We start from the raw sequence: 21,906 nt of genomic DNA, 5'->3' as shown, positions 1-21,906 counted from the left end.
CGCGGAAACGAAAAACACTCGTTCCTATCCCCATGCGCGCCCCCCTGATCGGGGGTTTTTTTATGCCTGATCCTAAGATGTGAAGCTGGAGCAAGATAATGACACGTCAGATGACTGGAGCGCAAATTGTTGTTAAGGCCTTGAAAGACCAAGGCGTGGACACAGTGTTCGGATACCCTGGTGGCTCTGTGCTACCGATTTACGATGAAATTTTCCAGCAAAACGATATTCGCCACGTGCTTGTGCGTCACGAACAAGGTGCGACCCATGCTGCCGAAGGTTATGCCCGTTCCACTGGCAAACCCGGTGTTGTTCTGGTGACGTCTGGCCCAGGGGCGACCAACGCTGTGACGGGGATGACCGATGCGTTGATGGACAGCATCCCGATGATTGTTTTGACGGGGCAAGTTCCCACATTCATGATCGGCAACGACGCCTTTCAGGAAGCCGACACCGTAGGCATCACCCGCCCCTGTACCAAACACAACTGGCTGGTGCGCGACACCAATGAACTGGCGCAAACCCTGCACAAAGCGTTTCATGTTGCCACAACAGGGCGCCCGGGACCGGTTCTGATCGATATCCCGAAGGATGTGCAATTTGCCAATGGCGCCTATGTGGCCCCTGAAAAGGCAGACAAAGGCCATTACAACCCGCCCGTCAAAGGCGATGCAGATAAGATAGCTGAACTGGCTGCTTTGATGGAAAAAGCCAAAAAGCCGGTTATCTATTCAGGTGGCGGTGTGATCAATTCTGGCCCCGAGGCATCAAAACTGCTGCGCGAACTGGCTGAATTGACCAACTTCCCTGTGACCTCCACCTTGATGGGGTTGGGCGCTTATCCTGCCAATGGCAAGAACTGGCTGGGGATGCTGGGAATGCACGGAACTTATGAAGCCAACATGACCATGCATGACTGTGATCTGATGATCTGCATCGGCGCGCGGTTTGACGACCGGATCACGGGGCGCGTTGATGCGTTTAGCCCCCATTCAAAGAAGGTTCACATCGACATTGATCCTTCGTCCATCAACAAGGTGATCCGCGTGGATGTGCCGATCATCGGGGATGTGGGCAATATCCTGTCTGACGCGCTGGCGCTTTGGAAATCCAACGGGGCCAAGACCGAAGCCGAAGCCATTACCAAATGGTGGGCCAAGATCAATGAATGGCGGGCCAAAGACTGTCTGGCCTTCAAACAGGACGGCAAGGTCATCAAGCCGCAATACGCGTTGCAACGGCTTGAAGCACTGACCAAGGATCATGACCGCTATATCACCACCGAAGTGGGCCAGCACCAGATGTGGGCGGCGCAGTTCCTTGGGTTCAATGATCCAAACCGTTGGATGACATCGGGCGGGCTTGGCACTATGGGATACGGCTTTCCAGCCTCTATCGGCGTTCAAATGGCCCATCCTGACTCTCTGGTGATCAATGTAGCGGGTGAGGCAAGCTGGCTGATGAACATGCAGGAGCTTGGCACCGCCATGCAATACCGCCTGCCCGTCAAACAGTTCATTCTGAACAACGAACGTCTGGGCATGGTACGCCAGTGGCAGGAATTGCTGCACGGCGAACGCTATTCCAGCAGTTGGTCTGAATCCCTGCCCGATTTTGTCAAACTGGCCGAAGCCTTTGGCGCCAAAGGCATCCAAGTTTCGGACCCTGATGATCTGGACGAGGCGATCCTTGAAATGATCAACTACGACGGTCCGGTGATTTTCGACTGTCTGGTGGAAAAACACGAGAACTGCTTCCCGATGATCCCGTCAGGCAAGGCGCATAATGAAATGTTGCTGGGCACGGACACCACCAAAGGTGCGATCGAAGCCGGCGGTGCTGTGATGGTTTAACCCATCGCCCTGCCCCTTTTCAGATAGATAATGGATAAGACAATGAACGCACTACGGATCAAAAAAGGCGCCTCAAGTAAAAGCGCCTATGACCTTAAAAGCACCTATGGTGATGAAATTGAAACCCACACGCTGGCTGTGATCGTGGACAATGAAGCAGGCGTTCTGGCCCGCGTTATCGGGTTGTTTTCCGGTCGCGGCTATAACATCGAAAGCCTGACCGTGGCTGAAACCGATCATGCGGGGCATTTGTCGCGCATTACGGTTGTAACCACTGGGACGCCGCAAGTGATCGAACAGATCAAGGCGCAACTGGGCCGGTTGGTGCCGGTGCATGATGTACACGACCTAACCGTCGAAGGCCCAAGCGTTGAGCGCGAGCTGGCTTTGGTCAAGGTCAACGGCAAAGGCGAAAAACGGGTCGAGGCCATGCGCACATCCGAAGTGTTCCGCGCCAAAGTTGTGGACAGCACATTGGAAAGTTTTGTGTTTGAAATCACCGGCGCGCCAGAAAAGATTGACGCTTTTGTCGAAATGATGCGCCCGCTTGGACTGGTCGAAATCGCCCGCACAGGGATCGCGGCCATTATGCGCGGCAACTAAGGCTGTAAATTCTGGAAAGATCTACAAAACCAAATAAAAAGCCCCTGTCTATCGGGGCTTTTTGCTTTTTGTCAGCCAGCCTGCGCCCAAACCCCTTGCGGCAGGACGCCCTGTCCAACATTGGCTCATAAAGGAAACCCTGCCAAACTGTTCTCACCGCAGGTAAGCTTGGGGGCAAAGCCAGTGCCTGCCATCCGACTATTGCGCGACAACTGCGGGGAAACGCTGAGCATCACCCCATTGTCGCGGCGACTGACCGTACATGCGTTTGAACTCGCGACTGAATTGCGACGGGCTGACATAGCCCACATCCAACGCCGCCTCATTTACGGTCATGCCGCTGGCAATTTTCATTGCAGCATTGTTCAACCGCATGGATTTGACAAATTGGATAGGAGCCATCGTCGTAACTTTCTTGAACTTACGATGAAACACGGCGCGGCTCATACCGGCACGGGTCGCCATATCATCAATCGAAATCGACTTGTCCAAATGGGACGACACATGGGCGATGGAGCGTGCGATTTGATTGCCTGCGCCAAAGGCTTGTTGCGCAAAGATACCCGCTTCGCCCTGAAGAATAGCGTAGTATATTTCGCGCAACCGCGACTCCCCCAAAATTTCCGTATCAGTTTGATTTGCGCCAAGTTGCAACAGACGAAGCAACGCATCGGTAAAACCCGCATCCCACTGCGCCAGTCTGATCCCTTGTGCGCGCAAATCACTTTTGACCATAGGCAGTACGCCACGGATATTTTCCATCTCTAACGTCAGTTCGGCCATGACACGCTGGTCCAACGTGATGAACACGCCATAAAGCGGATGATCAACGGATGCAGACGGCGTTCCGGCCTTCACCGGCATCGACATCGGGCAGCACAAATATTGGCTATCGTCGTATACATATCGCTGGCCATCCAAGACAGCTTCTTTGGTACCGCTAACAATAGCCACAACGCTTGGTTCATAGACCGCTGGAACACAAGGGATCGCTTGTGTGGCGCGAAACAGGCGCACTCCCTTGATGCCAGTTTCCATCAAGCCGTCCTGACTGGCACGGTCTTTGATTAGCTGTTTAATTCGTGCTTTGCTCATGTGGGTCATTTAAAGGGGCAATTTCCACCGTGGCAACCCAACTGATACAATCAGGCAAGTATTCGCGACAATATCGCCTATTTTGGCATGGAACGGAGACCTATCTACATTTCGAAACGAAACAGAGATCGCACATCCGTTGCGCTGACTTGAGAAAGATTATCAAAATGGCAGACACAACCTTCGGACCCAAGGGTTGGACACCTGAACGCATTGGCTCTCTTGCGGGCCACACTTATGTCATTACAGGTGGAAATGCAGGGGCGGGTTTCCAAACCTCGCGCATCCTGTTGTCGAAAGGGGCCAAGGTCGTGATGTTGAACCGCAGCGCCGAGAGATCGACGAGGGCCGTCAACGATCTGAAAAAAGAATTCGGTGCAGGGTCAGACGTCAGCTTTGTGCGCATGGACCTGTCCAATCTTGAAAGCGTGCGCGCGGCGGCAGAAGAGTTGTTGAAAACCCTTCCCCAAATCGACGCGTTGATCTGCAATGCAGCGATTGCGCAGGTGCCAACACAAAAAATCACCGTAGATGGTTTCGAAAGCCAGCTCGGTACAAACCATTATGGTCATTTCGTGCTGTGCGGGATGCTGTTCTACCGGATCAATGCCAGCAAAGGCCGGATCGTCGTGGTCGCCAGTCTCGGCTACAACATAGGTATCAAAACGATCCAGTTTGACGATATGAATTGGGACAAGAACTACCGAGCCAACCCTGTTTACAGTCAAAGCAAACTGGCACAGATGATGTTTGCTTTTGAATTGCAGGACCGTCTTAAAGGCACGGGTAAGAATGTCTCGGTCTATGTCTGCCACCCCGGCGCTTCTGCGACATCGTTGATAAACACCAGCGGAGGGCTGTTCACACGCATGGCGTGGTGGCTGATGAGCAAAACACCAATGGTTCAGACCGCTGAAAAAGGGGCTTATCCAGAAATCATGTGCGCGACCGAGAACGGGCTGGAACAGCGCGCTCTGTATGGTCCTACAGGGGGAATGCAAACGAGCGGGCCTGTTGGCAAGGGCACTCTGAATCCCCATGCCTATGACAAGGCCGTCATGGAAAAGCTCTGGGTCGTGTCCGAGAAAGCAACGGGTTTCAGCTGGAATATCTAGCTAAGATACGAGCGAGGGGAATATGCTTCTCGCTCGTAACAGGAGGCATTCGAACACGTTGCAGCATTTGTCCAAATCAGATCGAAACGGTCACTGCGCATAAGGCCCCGACATCACCCGCCCAGACCACAAAATGCAGCCCTGTCCTACAACGTTAATGAAGCCCTTGGTTGCCACTAAGCCGCTTGATGGTCACGACCTTCATAGAACTGGTGCCCTCAATCGCATCAAAATCCATCTCGGTCCCCGAGTTTACACCCGTCAAACCAAAGGCATCCAAAGCGTCTTTGGTCAGAAAAACTTCTGTACCATTGTTAACTTCGCGCAGCAGACCATAACCTCGACTGGCATCGTACCACAGAACTTGTCCTGTCCGTAATTCAACAGTCATTGAACCCACCATCCTATTTTGTTTTCATCTTTTGCCATTAATCCGCGCATTTAAACCCTTGCGGATCCAATGGATTCTCGATGCAAGCAAGCTCCATTGATGTGTTGTATTGTAAGGGTATTCCCCTGATTTTGATAGATATGCCGCAAATTTAAATTTCGTTAAAGATCAAAAGCTTGACTAGTCAACTAAAAATAACTTTGCGCGCGTAAACCAAAATTTACCACTTTGGAAAATTAAACGAATCAATGTTAAGTCAGGTGTTCAATCAGTGCGCGCAATGAAGCCGGCATGTTTCGCTTTTGTGGGTAAACGATGTGGATGTCCGTGTGTGAAAAAATGTAATTGGTTAAAAGCGGCACCAGTTGCCCATTTTCAAACCCATCCCCGATGATGAAATCAGGTAAAACCGCGATTCCGCGCCCTGCAACGGCCAATCGGCGATTGTAGGCTCCTGAATTGGACGAAAACCGTCCGTTGATGCGTTTGCGCACCGGAACGCCGTCCAGCGTAGCCAGCCATTCCACGCCCGAGCTGAGGTTGTTGTAGCGTAGACATTGGTGTTTTGCCAAATCGTCAAATGTTTCAGGCGCACCGTGTTCCGCGATGTAGGATGGCGCGGCGCAGCACTGGATCAGGGTTGATCCCAGTTTTCGCGCAAACAGGCCACTGTCATCCAAGGCACCGATCCGAATGGCCGCATCAAAGCCCTCGGAAATCAGATCAACGCGGTTGTCAGACAGATGCAGCACCAGTTCAACGTCGGTGTGCTCTTTAGTGAAAGCATCCAGTTTCGGGGCCAGTACAGCTTCGGTGTAGCTGATTGGCACAGACAGGCGCAGTCGGCCTGAAATCGTGGCACTGCCACATTTCGCGGCTTCATTTGCCGCGTCGATCCGCGCCAGAATATCCAGACAGTTTTGATAATAGTCCCGACCCAGATCGGTGGGCACTACAGAGCGGGTGGTGCGATGTACCAGTTGCGCGCCCAGATCGGTTTCCAGATCGGTGATCCGGCGCGAACAGACGGATTTTGCAATGCCAAGCCGCGCCGCCGCTGCGGTAAAGCCGCTTTCCTCGATCACGGCGATCAGGGTTTTCATGTGGATGATGTCCATGGGCGGCTCCGCAACAAAAAAGGCCCCTGCCCGAACGGGTCAGAGGCCTTTGAGTGTTTTAGCAGTCTTTAGCTGTTGTCAACGGCCCGACCTGCAATAACCGCCACAAGATGGGCGCGGTATTCGGCCGAACCGTGGATGTCGGCCAGCATGTCACCCGCATCGGTTGTCACACCTTCGGTGGCAGCAGCCGACCAATCCGCGCCAAGGGCAGTTTCGAGTGCTGCGTGACGGAACACACCGTCGTTGCCAGCGCCTGTCACAGCGACGCGCACTCCGTCTGCGGCTTGGGCGGCCAGCACCCCGACCATCGCATAGCGCGATGCAGGGTTTGGGAATTTTGCATAGCCTGCTTTGGCCGCTTTGGGGAATTTGACGGCAGTGATCATTTCGCCCTCTTCCAATGCAGTTTCAAACATGCCGACAAAAAAATCATCCGCAGGGATTTCCCGTGAATCCGTCACAATTGTCGCGCCAAGTCCCAGACAGGCCGCAGGATAATCGGCAGCCGGATCGTTGTTGGCGATGGACCCGCCGATGGTGCCACGGGCGCGCACTGCTGGATCCCCGATGCCCCCCGCAAGGGCGGCAAGGGCGGGAATGGCCGTGGCCACATCGCCAGACCCTGCAACCTGTGCATGGGTGCAAGACGCCCCCACCGTCACCACATCGCCGTCCACCGAAATGCTGCGCAGGGCTTCGATGCCGGACACGTCAATCAGATCAGAGGGCGCTGCAAGGCGCTGCTTCATGGTGGGCACCAAGGTTTGCCCACCTGCCAGAAATTTACCATCCTCGGTGCCTGCCAGTTTTGACGTGGCATCGGACACAGAGGAGGCGCGGTAATATGTTGTCTCATACATGGTTAATCACTCCTTATTCTGCAGCATGGGCTGCGGAGACCTGCTGGATCGCCGCCCAGACCCGTGACGGGGTGGCTGGCATATGCAGGTTGTTGTTGCCAATGGCATCTGTGATGGCGTTGATCACCGCAGGGGGCGAACCGATGGCCCCTGCTTCGCCGCAACCTTTCATGCCAAGGGGATTGCCCGGGCAAACGGTGCTGTGGTGGCTGACGGTGTAATTTGGCACATCATCAGCGCGGGGCATGCAGTAATCCATGTACGATCCAGACAGCAACTGACCGCCTTCATCATAAACGGCATGTTCCATCATGGCTTGGCCGATCCCTTGGGTAATGCCGCCGTGAACCTGACCTTCAACGATCATCGGGTTGATGATGGTACCAAAATCATCCGATGCGGTGAATTGCACGATTTCCGTCACACCTGTTGCAGGGTCCACTTCGACCTCGCAAATGTAACAGCCAGCGGGGAAGGTAAAGTTGGTGGGATCGTAAAACGCCCCCTCCTTCAGCCCCGGTTCCATGCCTTCGGGCAAATTATGCGCCGTATAGGCGGACAGCCCGACCTCGTGCCAGCCCATGGCTTTGTCGGTGCCTTTGACCTTCACTTCGCCGCCTTCAATGATGATGTCATCCTCGGAAGCCTCTAAAACATGGGCCGCGATCTTTTTGACTTTGGCCTCGACTTTATCGAGCGCTTTGGAAATGGCTGACATGCCTACAGCGCCAGAACGGGACCCGTAGGTGCCCATGCCAAACTGCACTTTATCCGTATCACCATGCACGATCTGGATGTTTTCGGTTGGCAGATCAAACCGTTCAGACACCAGTTGGGCAAACGTGGTTTCATGCCCCTGCCCGTGACTGTGCGATCCGGTCAGGATTTCGATAGTGCCCACGGGATTGACGCGCACTTCGGCACTTTCCCACAGACCCACACCTGCCCCAAGTGATCCAACAGCGGCTGAGGGCGCGATACCGCAGGCCTCGATATAGTTGGAATACCCCAAGCCCCGCAGTTTGCCACGAGACGCTGCTTCTGCTTTACGGGCAGGGAAACCTGCCACATCGGCGGCGGCTTTGGCTTCGTCCAGATTGCCTGCGAAATCACCGCTGTCATAAGCCATGATCACAGGAGTTTGGTGGGGGAACTGCGTGACAAAATTCTGGCGTCGCAATTCGCCCGGATCCACGCCAAGCTCGCGTGCCGCCGTTTCCATCACCCGCTCGATCAGATATGCGGCCTCGGGGCGCCCTGCCCCGCGATAGGCATCGACCGGCACGGTATTGGTGTAATAGGTCTGCACATCACAATAGACATTGGCGATGTTATACTGGCCCGACAACAGCGTGGCATACAGATATGTTGGCACCGAAGACGAGAACAGAGACATATACGCGCCGAGGTTCGCCTTGGTGTTGATCTTGAAGCCAACGATGTTGTTGTCTTTGTCAAAGCCCATCGTGGCCGTGGAAACATGGTCGCGCCCATGGGCATCGGTCAAAAATGCCTCGGATCGTGTGGACGTCCATTTCACCGAGCGATTGGTCTTCATCGAGGCCCAAAGGCAAACTATTTCTTCGGGGTAGATATAAATTTTTGCCCCGAAACCGCCGCCCACATCCGGCGCAATCACCCGCAATTTGTGTTCAGGGGCCACGTTGTAGAACGCAGACAGCACCAAACGCGCCACATGGGGGTTTTGCGATGTGGTGTACAATGTGTAGTGGTCATCGGCCTCGTTAAAGGTGGCAACGGCGGAACGGGGTTCCATCGGGTTTGGCGACAGACGGTTATTGGTGATGTCCATCGTGGTTTTATGATGGGCCGTTGCCAAAGCCGCGTCGGTTTCGTCTTTGTTGCCGATTTCCCAGTCAAAGATCAGATTGCCAGGCGCGTTTTCGTGGATTTGCGGCGCGCCGTCTTTCAGGGTTGCCAAGACGTTTGATGTGGCGGGCAGCACGTCATATTCAACAATCACTGCTTCGGCTGCGGCCTGTGCCTGTGCTTTGCTGTCCGCAATCACCACGGCCACTGCATCGCCTACATACCGCACCTTATCGGTGGCCAGCGCGGACCATGCGCCCATATTCATCGGGCTGCCATCCTTTGAGGTAATCCCCCAACCGCAAATGATGTTACCAATCCCGTCACCGGTCAGTTGATGGCCGTTCAATACTGCCTCAACACCCTCCATCGCTTCGGCGGCAGAGGCATCAATGCTTTTCACATTCGCATGGGCGTGCGGGCTGCGCACAAAGGCCGCATAGGCCTGATTGGGTTCAATAATATCGTCGGTATATTTGCCTTTGCCGGTGATGAAACGTTTGTCCTCTTTGCGCAGGACACGGGCGCCAATTCCTTGATCAGTCATGATATTGCCCTCCCTTATGCCATTTTCGATGCGCCGTCGGCGATCGATTTGACAATGTTATGATAGCCGGTGCAGCGACAAATATTGCCTTCCAGTTCTTCGCGGATGGCGTCTTCGTCCAGTGTTTTTCCAGCTTCCTTATAGCGTTTCACCATATCGGTGGCGGTCATGATCATGCCAGGGGTGCAAAACCCACATTGCAGGCCATGGTTTTCTTTGAACGCGGTTTGCATCGGGTGCAGGTCGTCTTTACCAGCCGCAACCCCTTCGATGGTGGTAACTTCCGCGCCTTGGGCAGCGGCCGCTAGCATGGTGCAGGATTTCACCGCCTGCCCGTCCACATGCACCACACAGGCGCCACATTGGGACGTGTCACAGCCCACATGTGTGCCGGTCAAACGCAGGTTTTCACGGATGTAATCCACCAGCAACGTGTTGTCGGGCACATCGACGCTGCGCGCCTTCCCGTTCACGGTCATTGATATTTTAGTCATAATGTCCTCCCAGAATTGACGGGCATATCAGCCCCTTACTATGTGTTTTTGAAGATCAGGCGTCTTCCAGTTCGTCCTTGAGATTGGCAAAGAACTTATCCGCCAGTTTCGCCGCCGTGGACTGGATCAACCGAGAGCCAAGCTGTGCGATCTTGCCACCCACCTGTGCTTCGGCCTGATAGGTTAAAATTGTGTCTGCGCCGTCCTCGGCCAGTTGGACGGCAGCCCCGCCTTTGGCAAAGCCTGCGATGCCGCCTTTGCCTTCGCCTTCGATTTTCAGTGCGCTTGGGGCGACCATATCTTTTAGGGTCACCTCACCTGCGAATTTGGCTTTCACCGGTCCGATTTTCAAAGAAACCTTGGCGCTCATTTCCGTGTCGCTGGTTTTATCCAGTTCTTCACAGCCCGGAATCGCCACGCGTAGAATATCGGGATTCTGGATGGCATCCCAGACCGTTTGAATAGGTGCGTTGATGCGGTATTCGCCAGACATGTCCATGTTTTCGTATCCTCCCCTTTGTAAAAAATTAGACTGCAGAAGACCAAAGCCTGTCAACGACATCGCCCCCGCGCCAGCCTGCAACGGATACAATACTATGTGAATGTGTCTCAGGGGTGAGACAGGTCAAGCGTTCAGATGGTGCTTTTTCAAGAGCCGATAGAAAGTGGCCCGACTGACGCCCAAATGTTTGGCCGCAACAGTTGCATTGCCCTTTGCCGTGGCCAATGCCCGGCGGATCGCGGCCCGTTCTGCATCCATCAATCCTGTGGGGGGGCTGTCTTCAGCCAGAATTTCATGGCGAGGCAGCGGTATGTCAAAGCTTTCGTTTTGCAGGCCGAACAGGCGACGGGCGGCGCGGTTGGCCCCGATCACCAGATCATCCCGATCCGAGGCCAGCAGCGGCGTGCCAAGGGCGGTAATCCCGTCCGCCACAATGATCCGCGCGCCGTCAAAAGAAGCACGAAAATACTCGGTCTCTATCCGGTTGGCCGCGCTGATCACCAAAGAGGCCATCATTTGTGCGAAACTGTCGTGCATATCATCCCGCGCACTGGAAATATCCAGCACCGCGATCAACTGCCCTGTGGCATCAAAAATCGGCGCCCCCGCACAGGACATGCCGATGATCTCTTCCAGATAATGCTGGTCTTTATAGATCAGCACAGGGCGTTCTTCCAAGGCGCAGGTGCCAACGCCGTTGGTGCCAACGCGCTGCTCGCTCCAGATTGCGCCGGACCGCGCACCCAGTGTGTTCAGCGATCGTGCGTCCACGTCATGGATCAAGCGATGCAGTACCACGCTGTCTTTGTTGGTCAGCATCACACAGCAACCGGTTTTCACCACGGCGGTGAACAGGTTTTCCATAATCGGCTTGGCTATATACAACAAACGGTCCAGCCGCTGTTGTTCCAGTTTCAATTCGGATTGGGTCAGCAGATCCTGACGGCGGCGCAGGTCGGGCTCCAATCCGTGATGGAACATAGATCGTGCCCAGGATGCGGCAATGGCAGAACGGGCGGGGGCGCGGCCCTCCACCTCGGCATGTACTTTTTCCACGTGGCTGGCGTATTCTTGCGCTGGCATCACTGGTCCTCCCGCTTGTGACCAGACCACGGGTTCGCACATAAATCAAGCCGTCAGGCGATCTGCTGCCCTGCCAGCCATTCCGCCCAAGCCTCGGGGGTGTCCAGATCCACCAGCACCCCGCTGCCCCGCGGGATCAGGCGCAGCCCGTCGCTTTCAGACTCGATCAGGGCTTTGGCACCGGTGTCGCCACTTAGACTGGCCAGCGGTTCAAAGTAACGCCGATCAAACAGCACCGGATTGCCCCGCTTGCCGTTGGGCGCTACTGGCGCTACGATCAAAGCGCCATGGGATGGATCAAACCCGTCGATCAGCGCATCAATATCGGCCGCTGTCACATCGGGCATATCTGCCAATGCAACAATCACCGCATTGGTTTCAGGCGGCAGACCGTTGATCCCCGCCCGCAAGCTGGCCGCAAGGCCCGAAGCCGCGTCTTTGGCTTCGATAACCGGAGCAGGATGATTCTGAAGCACCTGTTTGATCGCAGCGTTTTGGCTGTTGATGACAATGCTTAACCCCGCCGCTTTAGACCCTGCCAAGCGCTGGGCCGTGCGCAGAACCAGCGGCACACCGTCGATTTCGCGCAGCAGTTTGTTATCGCCCCGCATCCGGCTGGATTGCCCTGCCGCCAGCAGCAAAATATGGGGCGCCGGTGGCTTGGCTGATGTGCGAATACGGCGCGGCTGGGTGCGGGCGGGCACTTCTTTCAACAGGCCCCCAACCCCCATGGCGGCGATGTCGGCGTGGCTGACGGGCAGATCGGCCATCAGCCGTTCCAGCACCCAATCCACCCCGTTCAGTGCAGGCGATCGACAACAGCCAGGCAGTCCAACCACAGGTTTGCCGCCCAGATCGCCCAGAAACAGCAGGTTTCCGGGGTCAACGGGCATGCCGAAACGGGTCACTTCCCCCCCTGCTGCAATCAGTCCCGCTGGCGCCACGTCGTTTCGGTCTGACGTGGCCGAGGCCCCAAGGATCAGGGTCATATCCACGTGGGCTGCCCGCTTGATAGCCGCTGCCACAGCCTCTGTCTGATGGGCCACGGTTTCAACCGAGGTCAGCTTTAGCCCAAGGGAAACAGCCCGCGCACGCACAGCGGTTTCCCCTTTGCTCAGAAGTGAGGCTTTGAACCCCGGTGTCTGTGTCAGGATCAAAGCGGCGGTTTTCGGGGTGAAAGGATGCAAGACAAGGCTTTGCGCCGTTAGGCTTTGGGCCGCAGCGGTGACTTTCTGACGGGGGGTGGCATAGGGAATGATCTTGATCGTGGCCAACATGGTGCCATTATGCAGACGGGCATAATCGGGCAAAGTGGCAATGGTGATTGCCTCGTCTACAGTATTAAAGGCGGCGATTTCGCTGGCGTTCACCCGCAATATCCCATCGGTTTTGGCGATCAGATTGACCCGCCCGTTCAAGGGTTCGGTTATGCGAATATGATCGGCACTTAACAGATGTGCCAATTCAGCGGCGGCGGTGTTTTCTTCTACATCGTCTGGCGCAAATTGGGCCACTGTCAGATAGGTGACGCCTAACCCCGTCAAACGCTCAATATCCGCCACGGTTAACACATGCCCTTTGCCCAGCCGCAACCCGTCCTGTTGAAAGGAATGGGCCAAAGTATAGCCAAGGCAGTCTGCCACCAAAAGCGGGCCGAATTTCATAGTTTGCGTAACGTCTGGGTGATTTCAGCCATAATCGACAGGGCAATTTCCGCAGGTGTGGCGGCACCGATATCCAGCCCTACAGGTCCGCTGATCCGGTCAATCTGGGTGTCCTCAAACCCGAGTTCAACCAATTGCGCACGGCGTTTGGCATGGGTGCGGCCGGACCCGAGCGCCCCGATATAAAACGCGTCGGATTTCAAGCCTGCGGCCAAAGCGGGCGTGTCGAGTTTCGGGTCATGGGTCAGGGTCACTAGCGCGGTACGGGCATCAAGCCCCAGTTCAGCCACCGCCGCATCGGGCCAGTCATTCACGATGGTTTCATCGGGAAAGCGGGACTGGCTACCAAAACTGTCCCTTGGGTCAATCAGATATGGGGCGTAACCTGCAATCCGCGCCATCGGCAACAGCGCCTGTGCAATATGCACCGCCCCCACAACAATCAGGCGCAAAGCGGGGTTCTGGATCACCGTAAACACATCATCGTCCACACCGGATTTATCCGAAGCAAAGCGTGCAGGTGCATCTGTCGGGCCGATCAAGCGACGGTTCCAAGTGTTCAGATTTGTTTCAACCCCCATCGGGCGGCGTTCTTTGCGCGCAGCAGTCAGGGCTTGCAGTTGATCTATATCAGGCCCCTGCCCGACGCCAATCGGTTCTACCAAAATTTTAATATCCCCGCCGCAGGCAAGGCCAACCGCAAAGACATCTTCATCCGACACGCCGTATTCCAAAATACGGCAATCGCCCTGTTCCAACGCCTCTAAAGCCTCGGCGACCACGGCGCCTTCGACGCAGCCCCCCGAAACCGAGCCTTGAAACACCCCGTCATCGCGGATCGCCAGTTGTGCGCCCACAGGACGTGGCGCACTGCCCCAAGTCAGGATCACAGTGGCAATCGCCGCCCTATGACCGGAATTGATGTAGTCCAGCGCCACAGCAGGCATATTATCAAGCAGATCATTCGTCATAACAGCCCCATCAATCGTTGTTTTTCGCCAGAGTTCCCAGTGGACAGCGCCTCTGTCAGGTCTCTTAACGCGTTAAGACTATGGCAGGAATGGAAACTGTCAACATGGGGCAACAATGCCCGGATGCCAGCGGCTTGGGGGGTAAACCCGTCCCAGCGCATCAAAGGGTTCAGCCAGATCACTTGGCGGCAAGACAATTTCAGCCGCTCGGCCTCTCGGGCCAGTTCGGCGGGGTCTTGGCGCTCCAGCCCATCTGTCACCAGCAAAACCACAGCGCCGCGTGATAAAACACGGCGCGACCAGTGTTTGTTGAACGCGGCCAAAGACGTGCCGATCCGCGTTCCCCCGTCCCAATCCTTGGCTTGCGCCCCGACCGTTTTCAGCGCCGCATCAGGGTCGCGTTGCGACAAGCTGCGGCTGATATTGGTCAGGCGGGTGCCAAAAGTGAAGGAATGCACCTTGGCCCAGCCTTGGCCTTTGGTCACGGAAACCGAATGCAAGAAGTGCATGAAAAGCCGTGAATAGGTAGACATGGATCCCGAAATATCACAAAGCGCTACCAGATCGGGATTGCGGGTGCTGTGGGTTTTGCGCGGTAGCTTGAGGATTTCCCCGCCCGTGCGCATGGCCGCGCGCATCGTTGCACGGGCATCAGTCTGACTGCCTGTTGAACTGGCCTGCAAGCGGCGGTTTTTAATCGGTTTGATTGGCAGTGTCATCTGGGCAATGGCCCGTTTTGCATCGGCCAGTTCCGCGTTGGACATTTGTTCAAAATCCATGGATTGCAGTTTTTCATTGGCTGACAGGCTGAATTGTGCGTCCAGTTCCACTTCTTCGCGGGCGTTATCGACGTCGGGCTGGGCGGGGGGCGGCGCGCCTTCCAGCATCGCCTCGGCGGCCCGTTGTTCGGCGGTTTTAGGAGCTTTGGGCGCGGCTTGGGTCTGGATCATCGGCAACATGGTCTGGATCATGATTTCGATGAATTCAGGGTCGCGCCAGAACATGGAAAAAATCCGCTCGAACACATCCAGATGTTCGGCGCGGGTGATTAGGCAGGCCCGCAGGGTAAAGTAAAAATCCCGCCGCTCGGTAAAGCCTGCAACTTCCACCGCACGAATGGCCGAGAGGGTTTGAGCCGGCCCAACCGGCACACCTGCACGGCGCAGGGTGCGCACGAAATAGACGATATTATCTGACAGCTTCCCGTTTTGCGGCAGGCCGAGGTTGGCTTGATCACCCATGGGACACCTTCAGGGCTGCATCCACATTAGCCGCGTGAACCGCTGCATAAGGTTCAAACCATGTGATGTGATTTGCGGCAAAATGATCTGCGAGGATGTCTTCAATCGGGCGGCTAGACTCGGACGGGTTTGAAGACAAAGCCGCCAGCCATCGGGTGTAGCTTTGTGTTGCTGTGATCAATGTGGGCGCATACCCGCCAGAGTCGATAACATCGGCGTTCCCGTGACAGGGCAGGATTTTCGCTGGTTTTAAAGATTCAAGGCGATCCAGATCGGTCAGATGACAGGCAAAATCCTGGGGTTCATCCACATAGGTGATCGGGTCTTCCAACGTGTCACCCGCCAGTAAAATACGCTCGTTCGGCAACCACAGGACAGAGGCGTCATCGGAATGGATGTTGTGCAGGATCAACTCAATCCGGCGGGGTCCAAACATGAAAGTATGGGTTGTTTCAAAGTTTTTCGTCGGCAAGACAAGCGGCTTAATCGCAGGCCAGCGGCGGCTGCTTTCCAGATCGGCTTTGTTGTCAGACAAGTGCTGAAAGGTTCGGGTGTTGGCAAGAACAGGGCTGTCCGGAAACACATCGAGAATTTGTGCAGTGCCCGCCACGTGATCTTTGTGCCAATGGGAGTAAACGATCGTAATTGTCTGAACACCCTGCCCTTTTAGATGGGCGGCAATGGCGCGGCCATGGGCGGGGGTGGTGCCTGTGTCATAGACAATGGCGTGGCTGTCGTGGATCAGCGCGTAGCTGGCAATGCCAAGCCCCAAGCCGCCCTCATCCACCCAATTGGGGCGCGGATCAAAGCGATATCCTGCAATACGCCCGTCATAATAGGCGAATAATCCCGCGTGGGGTTCTAATATACGCAAATGCGGCAGGGTCATGGGGCGTTGGCAAGGTTGGCACGGGCCGTATCTAGAATCCGTGTGGCTTCAGAACCTGCAACTTTAGAAATATCATCCTGATATTTCAGAACCGCGCCCAATGTGTCTGCGATGACTTCGGGCGACAGGGCCACGGCGTCCAGTGCTACAAGGCATTTGGCCCAGTCGATTGTCTCTGCCACGCCCGGGTTCTTAAACAAATCCGCCTCACGCAGGGATTGGACAAAGGCCACCACTTCGCGGCTTAGGGTTTCTGTCGCCTCGGGGGCGCGGGCGTGCAGGATTTCTAATTCCCGACTAAAGCTGGGGTAATCAACCCAGTGATACAGACAACGGCGTTTCAGCGCGTCGTGGACTTCGCGGGTGCGATTTGACGTCAGGATCACGATGGGCGGTTCGGGGGCTTTGATGGTTCCAAGTTCGGGGATGGTGACCTGATAATCCGAAAGGGCTTCCAGCAGGAAGGCTTCGAAAGGTTCATCCGTGCGGTCGATTTCGTCGATCAACAGGATCGGCGGCCCGCCTTCGTGGTTCTGCATAGCATCCAGCAGCGGGCGACGGATCAGGTATTTTTCGGTGAATAGCGCGTCTTCAGACATGCCGCCTTCGCCTGCCGCACGCAGGGCGATCATCTGGGCGGCGAAGTTCCATTCATAAACCGCCGAGGCCGCATCCAGTCCTTCGTAACATTGCAGGCGGATCAGTTTGCGCCCCAATGCGGTACTAAGGGTTTTGGCCAGTTCGGTTTTGCCAACCCCTGCTTCGCCTTCAAGGAAAATCGGGCGATGCAGGGTCAGCGCCAGATAGACCAGCGTGGCCAAAGACCTGTCACAAATATAGTTTTCGTCGGACAAAAGGGTTTGGGTCGCGTCGATGGAATTTGGCAGTGCAATCATTGGAACATCCTTGGTTGCGCAAAATGTAGCAGTTTTACGAGCCGAAGAAAGGGGCCACAGAGATTGGGGCGCCCCGATGTGTCGCAGATGTGAGACGGGAGCGGGTTTTACTGTGATTGCTGCGCGTGCGCTATATGAATTGGTTTTGTCGGGCCAGAGGCATGGGATGCGTGCCTCCGGCGGGGATATTGGGACCAAAAAGAGCCGTCAGGCTGCCTTTAGCTGCCGTATTTTTCAAATTGGGCGGCTTGTTTGGCAGTCCAAGTTACAGTGATTTCATAGCCCTGATCCCAGAAGGCTTCTTCCTCGATCACATTCTGTTCAAACAACCACGCACGGCGGGCCCCTTCGGAATAGGCGAGGCGAATGGTTTCAGTGATTTTCGGGTCTTCCAGTGCGTTGTCGATGCTGGCAAGCAAAGCGTCTATGCCCTGCCCTGTGGTCGCAGACAATGTCTGGATGTGATCAGAGCGGTCCGCTTTATTCTGGGCCGTTTCAAGGGCTTCCGGCGAGAGCAGATCAGCCTTATTCCAGACTTCTATCATAGAGTCATTGGCGGCTTGGGAAATACCCAAATCGGTTAGAATATCGCGCACGTCTGCTGCCTGAGCCCGTGTTTCCGGATGGGCAATATCGCGCACATGCAGAATCAGATCAGCGTCCAGAACCTCTTCTAGTGTGGCACGAAAGGCAGCGACAAGTTGGGTCGGCAATTCGGAAATAAATCCAACAGTATCGGACAGGATGATCTTTTGGCCGTCGGGCAATTCAACTTCTCGCATGGTCGGGTCGAGTGTGGCAAAGAGCATGTCTTTGGCCATCACATCAGCGCCGGTTAACCTGTTAAACAGCGTAGATTTGCCCGCGTTGGTATAGCCCACGAGCGCCACAATCGGATAGGGAACTTTAGCGCGTGCGGCGCGGTGCAGTTCGCGGGTTTTGACCACTTTGGACAGTTGTTTTTTCAGTCGCACAATGGCGTCGTCAATGGCGCGGCGGTCCGATTCAATCTGGGTTTCGCCTGACCCGCCGATAAAGCTAAGCCCGCCCCGTTGACGTTCAAGGTGGGTCCAAGCCCGCACAAGACGGGTTTTGGAATAGCTGAGCGCCGCCAGATCCACCTGCAACACCCCTTCGCGGGTGGCTGCGCGATCGGAAAAGATTTCCAGAATCAGGCCGGTTCGGTCCAGAACTTTGACATCCCAGTGCCGTTCAAGATTGCGCTGTTGGATCGGGGAAACCGGCCCGTCAATAATGACAAGCGTGATTTCTTCCTCTTTGATCCGTTTGGCCAGTTCTTCGAGTTTACCCTTGCCAAACAACAGCCCTGCTTGGGGTTTGCGCAGATTAACCACATCCCCGTAAGCCACATCAAGATGCAGCGCATGGGCCAAGGACATGGCCTCGGCAAGGGCATGTTCTGGCAGCCGCCGCGTGTCAGTATTTGCAATGTCCGGGTAGAGGACGCAGACGCGTTCCAAGTTTTAGCTTTCCTCGCCGTCGTACAATTGTACGGCTTGTGCTGGCATAATTGTTGAAATGGCGTGTTTATAAACAAGCTGGCTTTGGCCGTCACGACGCAACAAAACGCAGAAATTATCGAACCAGGTGATCATGCCCTGCAGCTTGACCCCGTTGATCAAAAAAATTGTGACGGAAATTTTGGATTTGCGAACATTGTTAAGGAACGCATCCTGAAGGTTTTGTTTATCGCCAGCCATGTGTCAGCTTTCAGTTTTATGCCCCGCATTGATAAGCCGCGGGATATTGTTTTCATTCCGCAAGAGACTATGGGAGAATGCCAGTGTTTGGCCAGTAGAAAATGCGCGGTTTGTTCAGTTTTGGTGCTTTATCGCCAATAGTTCGGATTAAGCACTGCAATTACGGCCAAAGCCTCTAGCCGACCAAGGATCATTGCCACACAGAGGATCATTTTGCCGATGTCCGAAATATTCGCGTAGCCTGTGAACCCTTCACCCGCCGCCCGTGCAAGAGGGCCAGTGTTGGACATGCCTGCGGTGGCAAACAACAGGCTGTCGGAAAAGCCGATTCCCGTGGCAGACAGGGCCAGTGCGACCAGACCAAGGGACAGAACAAACAGCATCAGGAAGATCCACGCGATCTGCGCCCCCTCGCGGCGGATCAGGCGCACGCGACGGGATGCGCCTGCGATGGAATGGGGGTGGTTCAGCCGTTGGATTTCCCGCTGGCCGTGTTTGTACAACGCATAAACCCGCAACAGTTTCACGCCCCCTGCCGTGGTGGCGATACCGCCGCCCATGATGGACAGGCTCATCAGGATCAAACCGGTTGTGCCCAAGCCAGACCAATTGCGCGCGCCCTCCCATGCGGCACTTTCAAATCCTGTAGTCGACAGGAAAGACAGCACGGTGAAAATAGCGCCCCAAAAGGCGGCAAGCACGCTGGGAAGTTCGGCTTCTGCTGAGACTTCATAGGCGGCGGTCCAGTGGCGCACGAACAGTAGGATCGGGATGACGGTCAAGCAGATCAGAACCAGATTGATTTCTTTGTCCAGCTTGAGGTTCTGAAAAAACTCGCGGTCAGAGTTGAAAAAGAACGTGTGGCGGGACACGGCGAAGAACAGGAAAAGGAACATCAACACCTCGCCTGCGTAGCCGCTGTTTGACCCTTTCAGGCCGCCGACAGGGGAAATGCCACTGGTGGAGATGATCGACATGGCGTGGGACACGGCCACCAAAGTGCGATCCCCTGCTACCAGCAAGGCCAGCGTCAAACAGGCGGTAACCGCCACATAGACGGGAAAAATTTGCGAACCATAGCGGGTCAGACGCTGGGTGGCGTCAACGCTGGCGATCTGGTTGCTGGATTTCTGCAAGCCTTTGCCCGCCGCAAAGATTTCAAAGCCGCCGATGTTGAGCGGTGCAAAAATCGCCATTGCGACCACAAGGATGAAGAACCCGCCGACCCAGCCCACAATCGCCCGCATCAAATGCAAGGGGGCTGGCACGATGGTTGGATCATCAAACAGTGTCGCGCCTGTGGTGGTCAGGCAGCTGAGCATTTCGAAATAAGCCTGAAAATAGGTGATCGAACTAATCATATAATTGAATGGCAGCGCGAGCAGCGCGGGAATGGTCAAAAAGGCAGCAAAGACCGTGACCAGATAGTTGCGCGCCGTATTGCGCCCCGTATAACCCGACACAGCTATGCCTACCAAAGACAGCAGGATCAGCAGGAATGTGGTGTAATAAAAGAACGTCCGCGCCACATCCCAGTCTTCCAGCCGAATGGCAAAGGCCATTGGGATATACATCATCACAACCGCAAACCCGAGCAGTTGAACAAACAGCGGAAGGGAGCGAATCCATGCCATGACGTTAGAAAAAGTCGATCCGGACTTGCAGCAGTCGCTCGACCTCTTCGATGTGACGGGCGAGCGAGAAGATCACCACAATGTCGCCTTCATCAATGCGCATATCACCATCAGGGCGCATGACTTTGTCGCCCTTTTGCACAGCGGCAATCATTGCGCCTTCGGGTACGCTGATGTCACGGATCGCACTGCCTGATATTGGCGAGGTAGACATGACTTGGGCTTCAATCACCTCGGCTTCGGCATCGCCAATGGAATAGACCTGCCGCACGCGCCCGTGGCGAATGTGGCGCAGAATAGACGATACAGTTGTGGCGCGGGGGTGGATGAAGGCGTCAATATTCAACGGTTTCATCAAGGGCGACAAGCCAGTGTCATTGACCAATGCTACCACCAGCGGGCAGCCTTCGGCCTTGGCGCGGGTGGCGGTCAGAAGGTTTGTTTTATCGTCATCTGTCACCGCCAGCAAGGCATCCGCTTTATCGAGATTGGCTTCCAGCAACATATCCATATCCAGACCGTCACCGTGCAACACAATGGTGCGTTCCAAAGCCTCGGCGGCGCGTTCTGCTACAGGGCGGGATTTTTCGATCACTTTAGCCCGCACACGGTCAGTGCGTTTTTCCAACTGGCTGGCCACAGACAGGCCCACGTTGCCGCCCCCAATGATAATCACGCGTTCGCGTTTCTTGGTGGTTTTACCAAAGATTTCCAAGGCGCGGCCCACGTCGTCTTTGTGGGTGAACAGATATATTTGGTCGCCCACAAACAACTGGTCATCCGGCGTGGCCGTGAACAGGCGATTGTCGCGGCGGATACCACAGACAAGGGCGCGCAGGGTTGAAAACAGCTCGGACAATTGACGCAATGGCGTGTTCACAACGGCGCAGTCTTCATCCAGCGTAATGCCGAGCATTTCCACATGACCCTGCAAAAACGGTTCGTTGTCAAAGGTGGACGGGGCAGCCAATTGGCGCAAGGCGGCGGCGGCGACTTCCTTTTCGGGGGAGATCACCACGTCGATCGGCAGGTGGTCACGCTGATACAGGTCGGTGTAAATCACATCCAGATAAGATTGCGCCCGCAGACGGGCGATTTTACGCGGTACTGAAAAAACAGAATGGGCCACCTGACATGTGACCATGTTGACTTCATCCGAGTGGGTGGCTGCGATGATCATGTCCGCATCCCGCGCGCCCGCACGGCGCAATACATCTGGATAGCTGGCAAAGCCCGTCACACCAGACACATCCAGCGCATCCGTGGCCTGATTAACCAGTCCGGGATTGTTGTCCACAATGGTAACTTCGTTGTTTTCCGCAGCCAAATGGCGGGCGATTTGCCAGCCCACTTGCCCTGCACCACATACGATAACCTTCATATCAGGCTCCTGCCG

Annotated in this window: 20 protein-coding genes; 3 read left to right on the top strand and 17 right to left on the bottom strand. The window is 55.4% G+C overall.

All coding sequences use genetic code 11. The annotated features are described in order from the left end of the window. Window positions 1–98: 98 nt before the first annotated feature. Window positions 99–1,853: an acetolactate synthase 3 large subunit gene (locus tag GGE09_RS11775; protein ID WP_309746328.1), complete on the top strand. Its 1,755-nt coding sequence runs from the start codon at window positions 99–101 to the stop codon at window positions 1,851–1,853. 42 nt (window positions 1,854–1,895) lie between these two features. Then, window positions 1,896–2,456, top strand: coding sequence for an acetolactate synthase small subunit (gene ilvN, locus GGE09_RS11770; RefSeq protein ID WP_309746327.1), 561 nt, complete (start codon window positions 1,896–1,898; stop codon window positions 2,454–2,456). Window positions 2,457–2,654: 198 nt separating this feature from the next. On the opposite strand, the gene GGE09_RS11765 is transcribed toward ilvN, so the two are convergent. Next, window positions 2,655–3,551 (bottom strand): AraC family transcriptional regulator, encoded by an 897-nt coding sequence (locus GGE09_RS11765; RefSeq protein ID WP_309746326.1) that lies wholly within the window; start codon window positions 3,549–3,551, stop codon window positions 2,655–2,657. A gap of 167 nt (window positions 3,552–3,718) precedes the next feature. Here GGE09_RS11765 and GGE09_RS11760 point away from each other — a divergent pair, with 167 nt between their 5' ends. Further along, the gene (locus GGE09_RS11760) at window positions 3,719–4,666 is read left to right on the top strand and encodes an SDR family oxidoreductase (protein ID WP_309746537.1); all 948 of its coding nucleotides are present in this window, start codon (window positions 3,719–3,721) and stop codon (window positions 4,664–4,666) included. A gap of 154 nt (window positions 4,667–4,820) precedes the next feature. Here GGE09_RS11760 and GGE09_RS11755 read toward each other — a convergent pair whose 3' ends face one another. The 16 genes from GGE09_RS11755 to trkA form a co-directional block, all read right to left on the bottom strand. Next, a complete protein-coding gene (locus GGE09_RS11755) occupies window positions 4,821–5,057 on the bottom strand; it encodes a hypothetical protein (protein WP_309746325.1) in 237 nt (78 codons plus the stop codon). A gap of 251 nt (window positions 5,058–5,308) precedes the next feature. Then, window positions 5,309–6,175, bottom strand: coding sequence for a LysR family transcriptional regulator (locus GGE09_RS11750; RefSeq protein ID WP_309746324.1), 867 nt, complete (start codon window positions 6,173–6,175; stop codon window positions 5,309–5,311). Between the two features lie 68 nt (window positions 6,176–6,243). Further along, a complete protein-coding gene (locus tag GGE09_RS11745) occupies window positions 6,244–7,038 on the bottom strand; it encodes a xanthine dehydrogenase family protein subunit M (RefSeq protein WP_309746323.1) in 795 nt (264 codons plus the stop codon). A 13-nt stretch (window positions 7,039–7,051) separates the two neighbouring features. Beyond that, on the bottom strand, window positions 7,052–9,415 hold the full coding sequence (locus GGE09_RS11740) for a xanthine dehydrogenase family protein molybdopterin-binding subunit (RefSeq protein ID WP_309746322.1): 2,364 nt from the start codon (window positions 9,413–9,415) through the stop codon (window positions 7,052–7,054). A gap of 14 nt (window positions 9,416–9,429) precedes the next feature. Next, a complete protein-coding gene (locus GGE09_RS11735; protein WP_309746321.1) occupies window positions 9,430–9,909 on the bottom strand; it encodes a 2Fe-2S iron-sulfur cluster-binding protein in 480 nt (159 codons plus the stop codon). Window positions 9,910–9,964: 55 nt separating this feature from the next. After that, entirely contained in the window at window positions 9,965–10,408 is a 444-nt protein-coding gene (locus tag GGE09_RS11730; RefSeq protein WP_309746320.1) for a carbon monoxide dehydrogenase subunit G, read from the bottom strand. Between the two features lie 126 nt (window positions 10,409–10,534). Beyond that, the gene (locus tag GGE09_RS11725) at window positions 10,535–11,494 is read right to left on the bottom strand and encodes a GAF domain-containing protein (RefSeq protein ID WP_309746319.1); all 960 of its coding nucleotides are present in this window, start codon (window positions 11,492–11,494) and stop codon (window positions 10,535–10,537) included. A 53-nt stretch (window positions 11,495–11,547) separates the two neighbouring features. Beyond that, complete coding sequence (locus tag GGE09_RS11720; RefSeq protein ID WP_309746318.1) at window positions 11,548–13,158, bottom strand: molybdopterin-binding/glycosyltransferase family 2 protein; 1,611 nt, start codon at window positions 13,156–13,158, stop codon at window positions 11,548–11,550. After that, the gene (locus tag GGE09_RS11715; RefSeq protein WP_309746317.1) at window positions 13,155–14,129 is read right to left on the bottom strand and encodes an XdhC family protein; all 975 of its coding nucleotides are present in this window, start codon (window positions 14,127–14,129) and stop codon (window positions 13,155–13,157) included. The genes GGE09_RS11720 and GGE09_RS11715 overlap by 4 nt, the downstream gene beginning before the upstream one ends. Further along, window positions 14,126–15,370, bottom strand: coding sequence for a VWA domain-containing protein (locus GGE09_RS11710; protein WP_309746316.1), 1,245 nt, complete (start codon window positions 15,368–15,370; stop codon window positions 14,126–14,128). The genes GGE09_RS11715 and GGE09_RS11710 overlap by 4 nt, the downstream gene beginning before the upstream one ends. Continuing rightward, complete coding sequence (locus GGE09_RS11705; RefSeq protein ID WP_309746315.1) at window positions 15,363–16,259, bottom strand: MBL fold metallo-hydrolase; 897 nt, start codon at window positions 16,257–16,259, stop codon at window positions 15,363–15,365. The genes GGE09_RS11710 and GGE09_RS11705 overlap by 8 nt, the downstream gene beginning before the upstream one ends. Next, a complete protein-coding gene (locus tag GGE09_RS11700; RefSeq protein WP_405048550.1) occupies window positions 16,256–17,155 on the bottom strand; it encodes an AAA family ATPase in 900 nt (299 codons plus the stop codon). The genes GGE09_RS11705 and GGE09_RS11700 overlap by 4 nt, the downstream gene beginning before the upstream one ends. Before the next feature lie 218 nt (window positions 17,156–17,373). Then, a complete protein-coding gene (gene hflX, locus GGE09_RS11695; protein ID WP_309746314.1) occupies window positions 17,374–18,636 on the bottom strand; it encodes a GTPase HflX in 1,263 nt (420 codons plus the stop codon). Between the two features lie 3 nt (window positions 18,637–18,639). Continuing rightward, complete coding sequence (gene hfq / locus GGE09_RS11690; protein ID WP_280097847.1) at window positions 18,640–18,876, bottom strand: RNA chaperone Hfq; 237 nt, start codon at window positions 18,874–18,876, stop codon at window positions 18,640–18,642. A gap of 128 nt (window positions 18,877–19,004) precedes the next feature. After that, window positions 19,005–20,510: a potassium transporter TrkG gene (locus GGE09_RS11685; RefSeq protein WP_309746313.1), complete on the bottom strand. Its 1,506-nt coding sequence runs from the start codon at window positions 20,508–20,510 to the stop codon at window positions 19,005–19,007. Window positions 20,511–20,514: 4 nt separating this feature from the next. Beyond that, window positions 20,515–21,891 carry a Trk system potassium transporter TrkA gene (trkA, locus tag GGE09_RS11680; RefSeq protein ID WP_309746312.1) on the bottom strand — a complete coding sequence of 459 codons (1,377 nt, stop codon included), beginning with the start codon at window positions 21,889–21,891 and terminating at the stop codon, window positions 20,515–20,517. Window positions 21,892–21,906: the final 15 nt, after the last annotated feature.

It is taken from the genome of Roseobacter sp. N2S (assembly GCF_031454055.1).
GTDB lineage: Bacteria > Pseudomonadota > Alphaproteobacteria > Rhodobacterales > Rhodobacteraceae > Amylibacter.
This window is presented reverse-complemented; position numbering and strand designations above follow the sequence as displayed.

Bases quoted from the DNA above. Each gene is read 5' to 3' on its own strand.
- GGE09_RS11700 (WP_405048550.1), bottom strand. From the start codon at position 17,155: ATGATTGCACTGCCAAATTCCATCGACGCGACCCAAACCCTTTTGTCC.
- GGE09_RS11715 (WP_309746317.1), bottom strand. From the start codon at position 14,129: ATGACGAATGATCTGCTTGATAATATGCCTGCTGTGGCGCTGGACTAC.
- GGE09_RS11710 (WP_309746316.1), bottom strand. From the start codon at position 15,370: ATGGGTGATCAAGCCAACCTCGGCCTGCCGCAAAACGGGAAGCTGTCA.
- GGE09_RS11740 (WP_309746322.1), bottom strand. From the start codon at position 9,415: ATGACTGATCAAGGAATTGGCGCCCGTGTCCTGCGCAAAGAGGACAAA.
- GGE09_RS11775 (WP_309746328.1), top strand. From the start codon at position 99: ATGACACGTCAGATGACTGGAGCGCAAATTGTTGTTAAGGCCTTGAAA.
- hfq (WP_280097847.1), bottom strand. From the start codon at position 18,876: ATGGCTGGCGATAAACAAAACCTTCAGGATGCGTTCCTTAACAATGTT.
- GGE09_RS11760 (WP_309746537.1), top strand. From the start codon at position 3,719: ATGGCAGACACAACCTTCGGACCCAAGGGTTGGACACCTGAACGCATT.
- GGE09_RS11725 (WP_309746319.1), bottom strand. From the start codon at position 11,494: ATGCCAGCGCAAGAATACGCCAGCCACGTGGAAAAAGTACATGCCGAG.
- GGE09_RS11730 (WP_309746320.1), bottom strand. From the start codon at position 10,408: ATGGACATGTCTGGCGAATACCGCATCAACGCACCTATTCAAACGGTC.
- GGE09_RS11685 (WP_309746313.1), bottom strand. From the start codon at position 20,510: ATGGCATGGATTCGCTCCCTTCCGCTGTTTGTTCAACTGCTCGGGTTT.
- GGE09_RS11745 (WP_309746323.1), bottom strand. From the start codon at position 7,038: ATGTATGAGACAACATATTACCGCGCCTCCTCTGTGTCCGATGCCACG.
- GGE09_RS11750 (WP_309746324.1), bottom strand. From the start codon at position 6,175: ATGGACATCATCCACATGAAAACCCTGATCGCCGTGATCGAGGAAAGC.
- GGE09_RS11765 (WP_309746326.1), bottom strand. From the start codon at position 3,551: ATGAGCAAAGCACGAATTAAACAGCTAATCAAAGACCGTGCCAGTCAG.
- ilvN (WP_309746327.1), top strand. From the start codon at position 1,896: ATGAACGCACTACGGATCAAAAAAGGCGCCTCAAGTAAAAGCGCCTAT.
- GGE09_RS11705 (WP_309746315.1), bottom strand. From the start codon at position 16,259: ATGACCCTGCCGCATTTGCGTATATTAGAACCCCACGCGGGATTATTC.
- GGE09_RS11720 (WP_309746318.1), bottom strand. From the start codon at position 13,158: ATGAAATTCGGCCCGCTTTTGGTGGCAGACTGCCTTGGCTATACTTTG.
- GGE09_RS11755 (WP_309746325.1), bottom strand. From the start codon at position 5,057: ATGACTGTTGAATTACGGACAGGACAAGTTCTGTGGTACGATGCCAGT.
- GGE09_RS11735 (WP_309746321.1), bottom strand. From the start codon at position 9,909: ATGACTAAAATATCAATGACCGTGAACGGGAAGGCGCGCAGCGTCGAT.
- trkA (WP_309746312.1), bottom strand. From the start codon at position 21,891: ATGAAGGTTATCGTATGTGGTGCAGGGCAAGTGGGCTGGCAAATCGCC.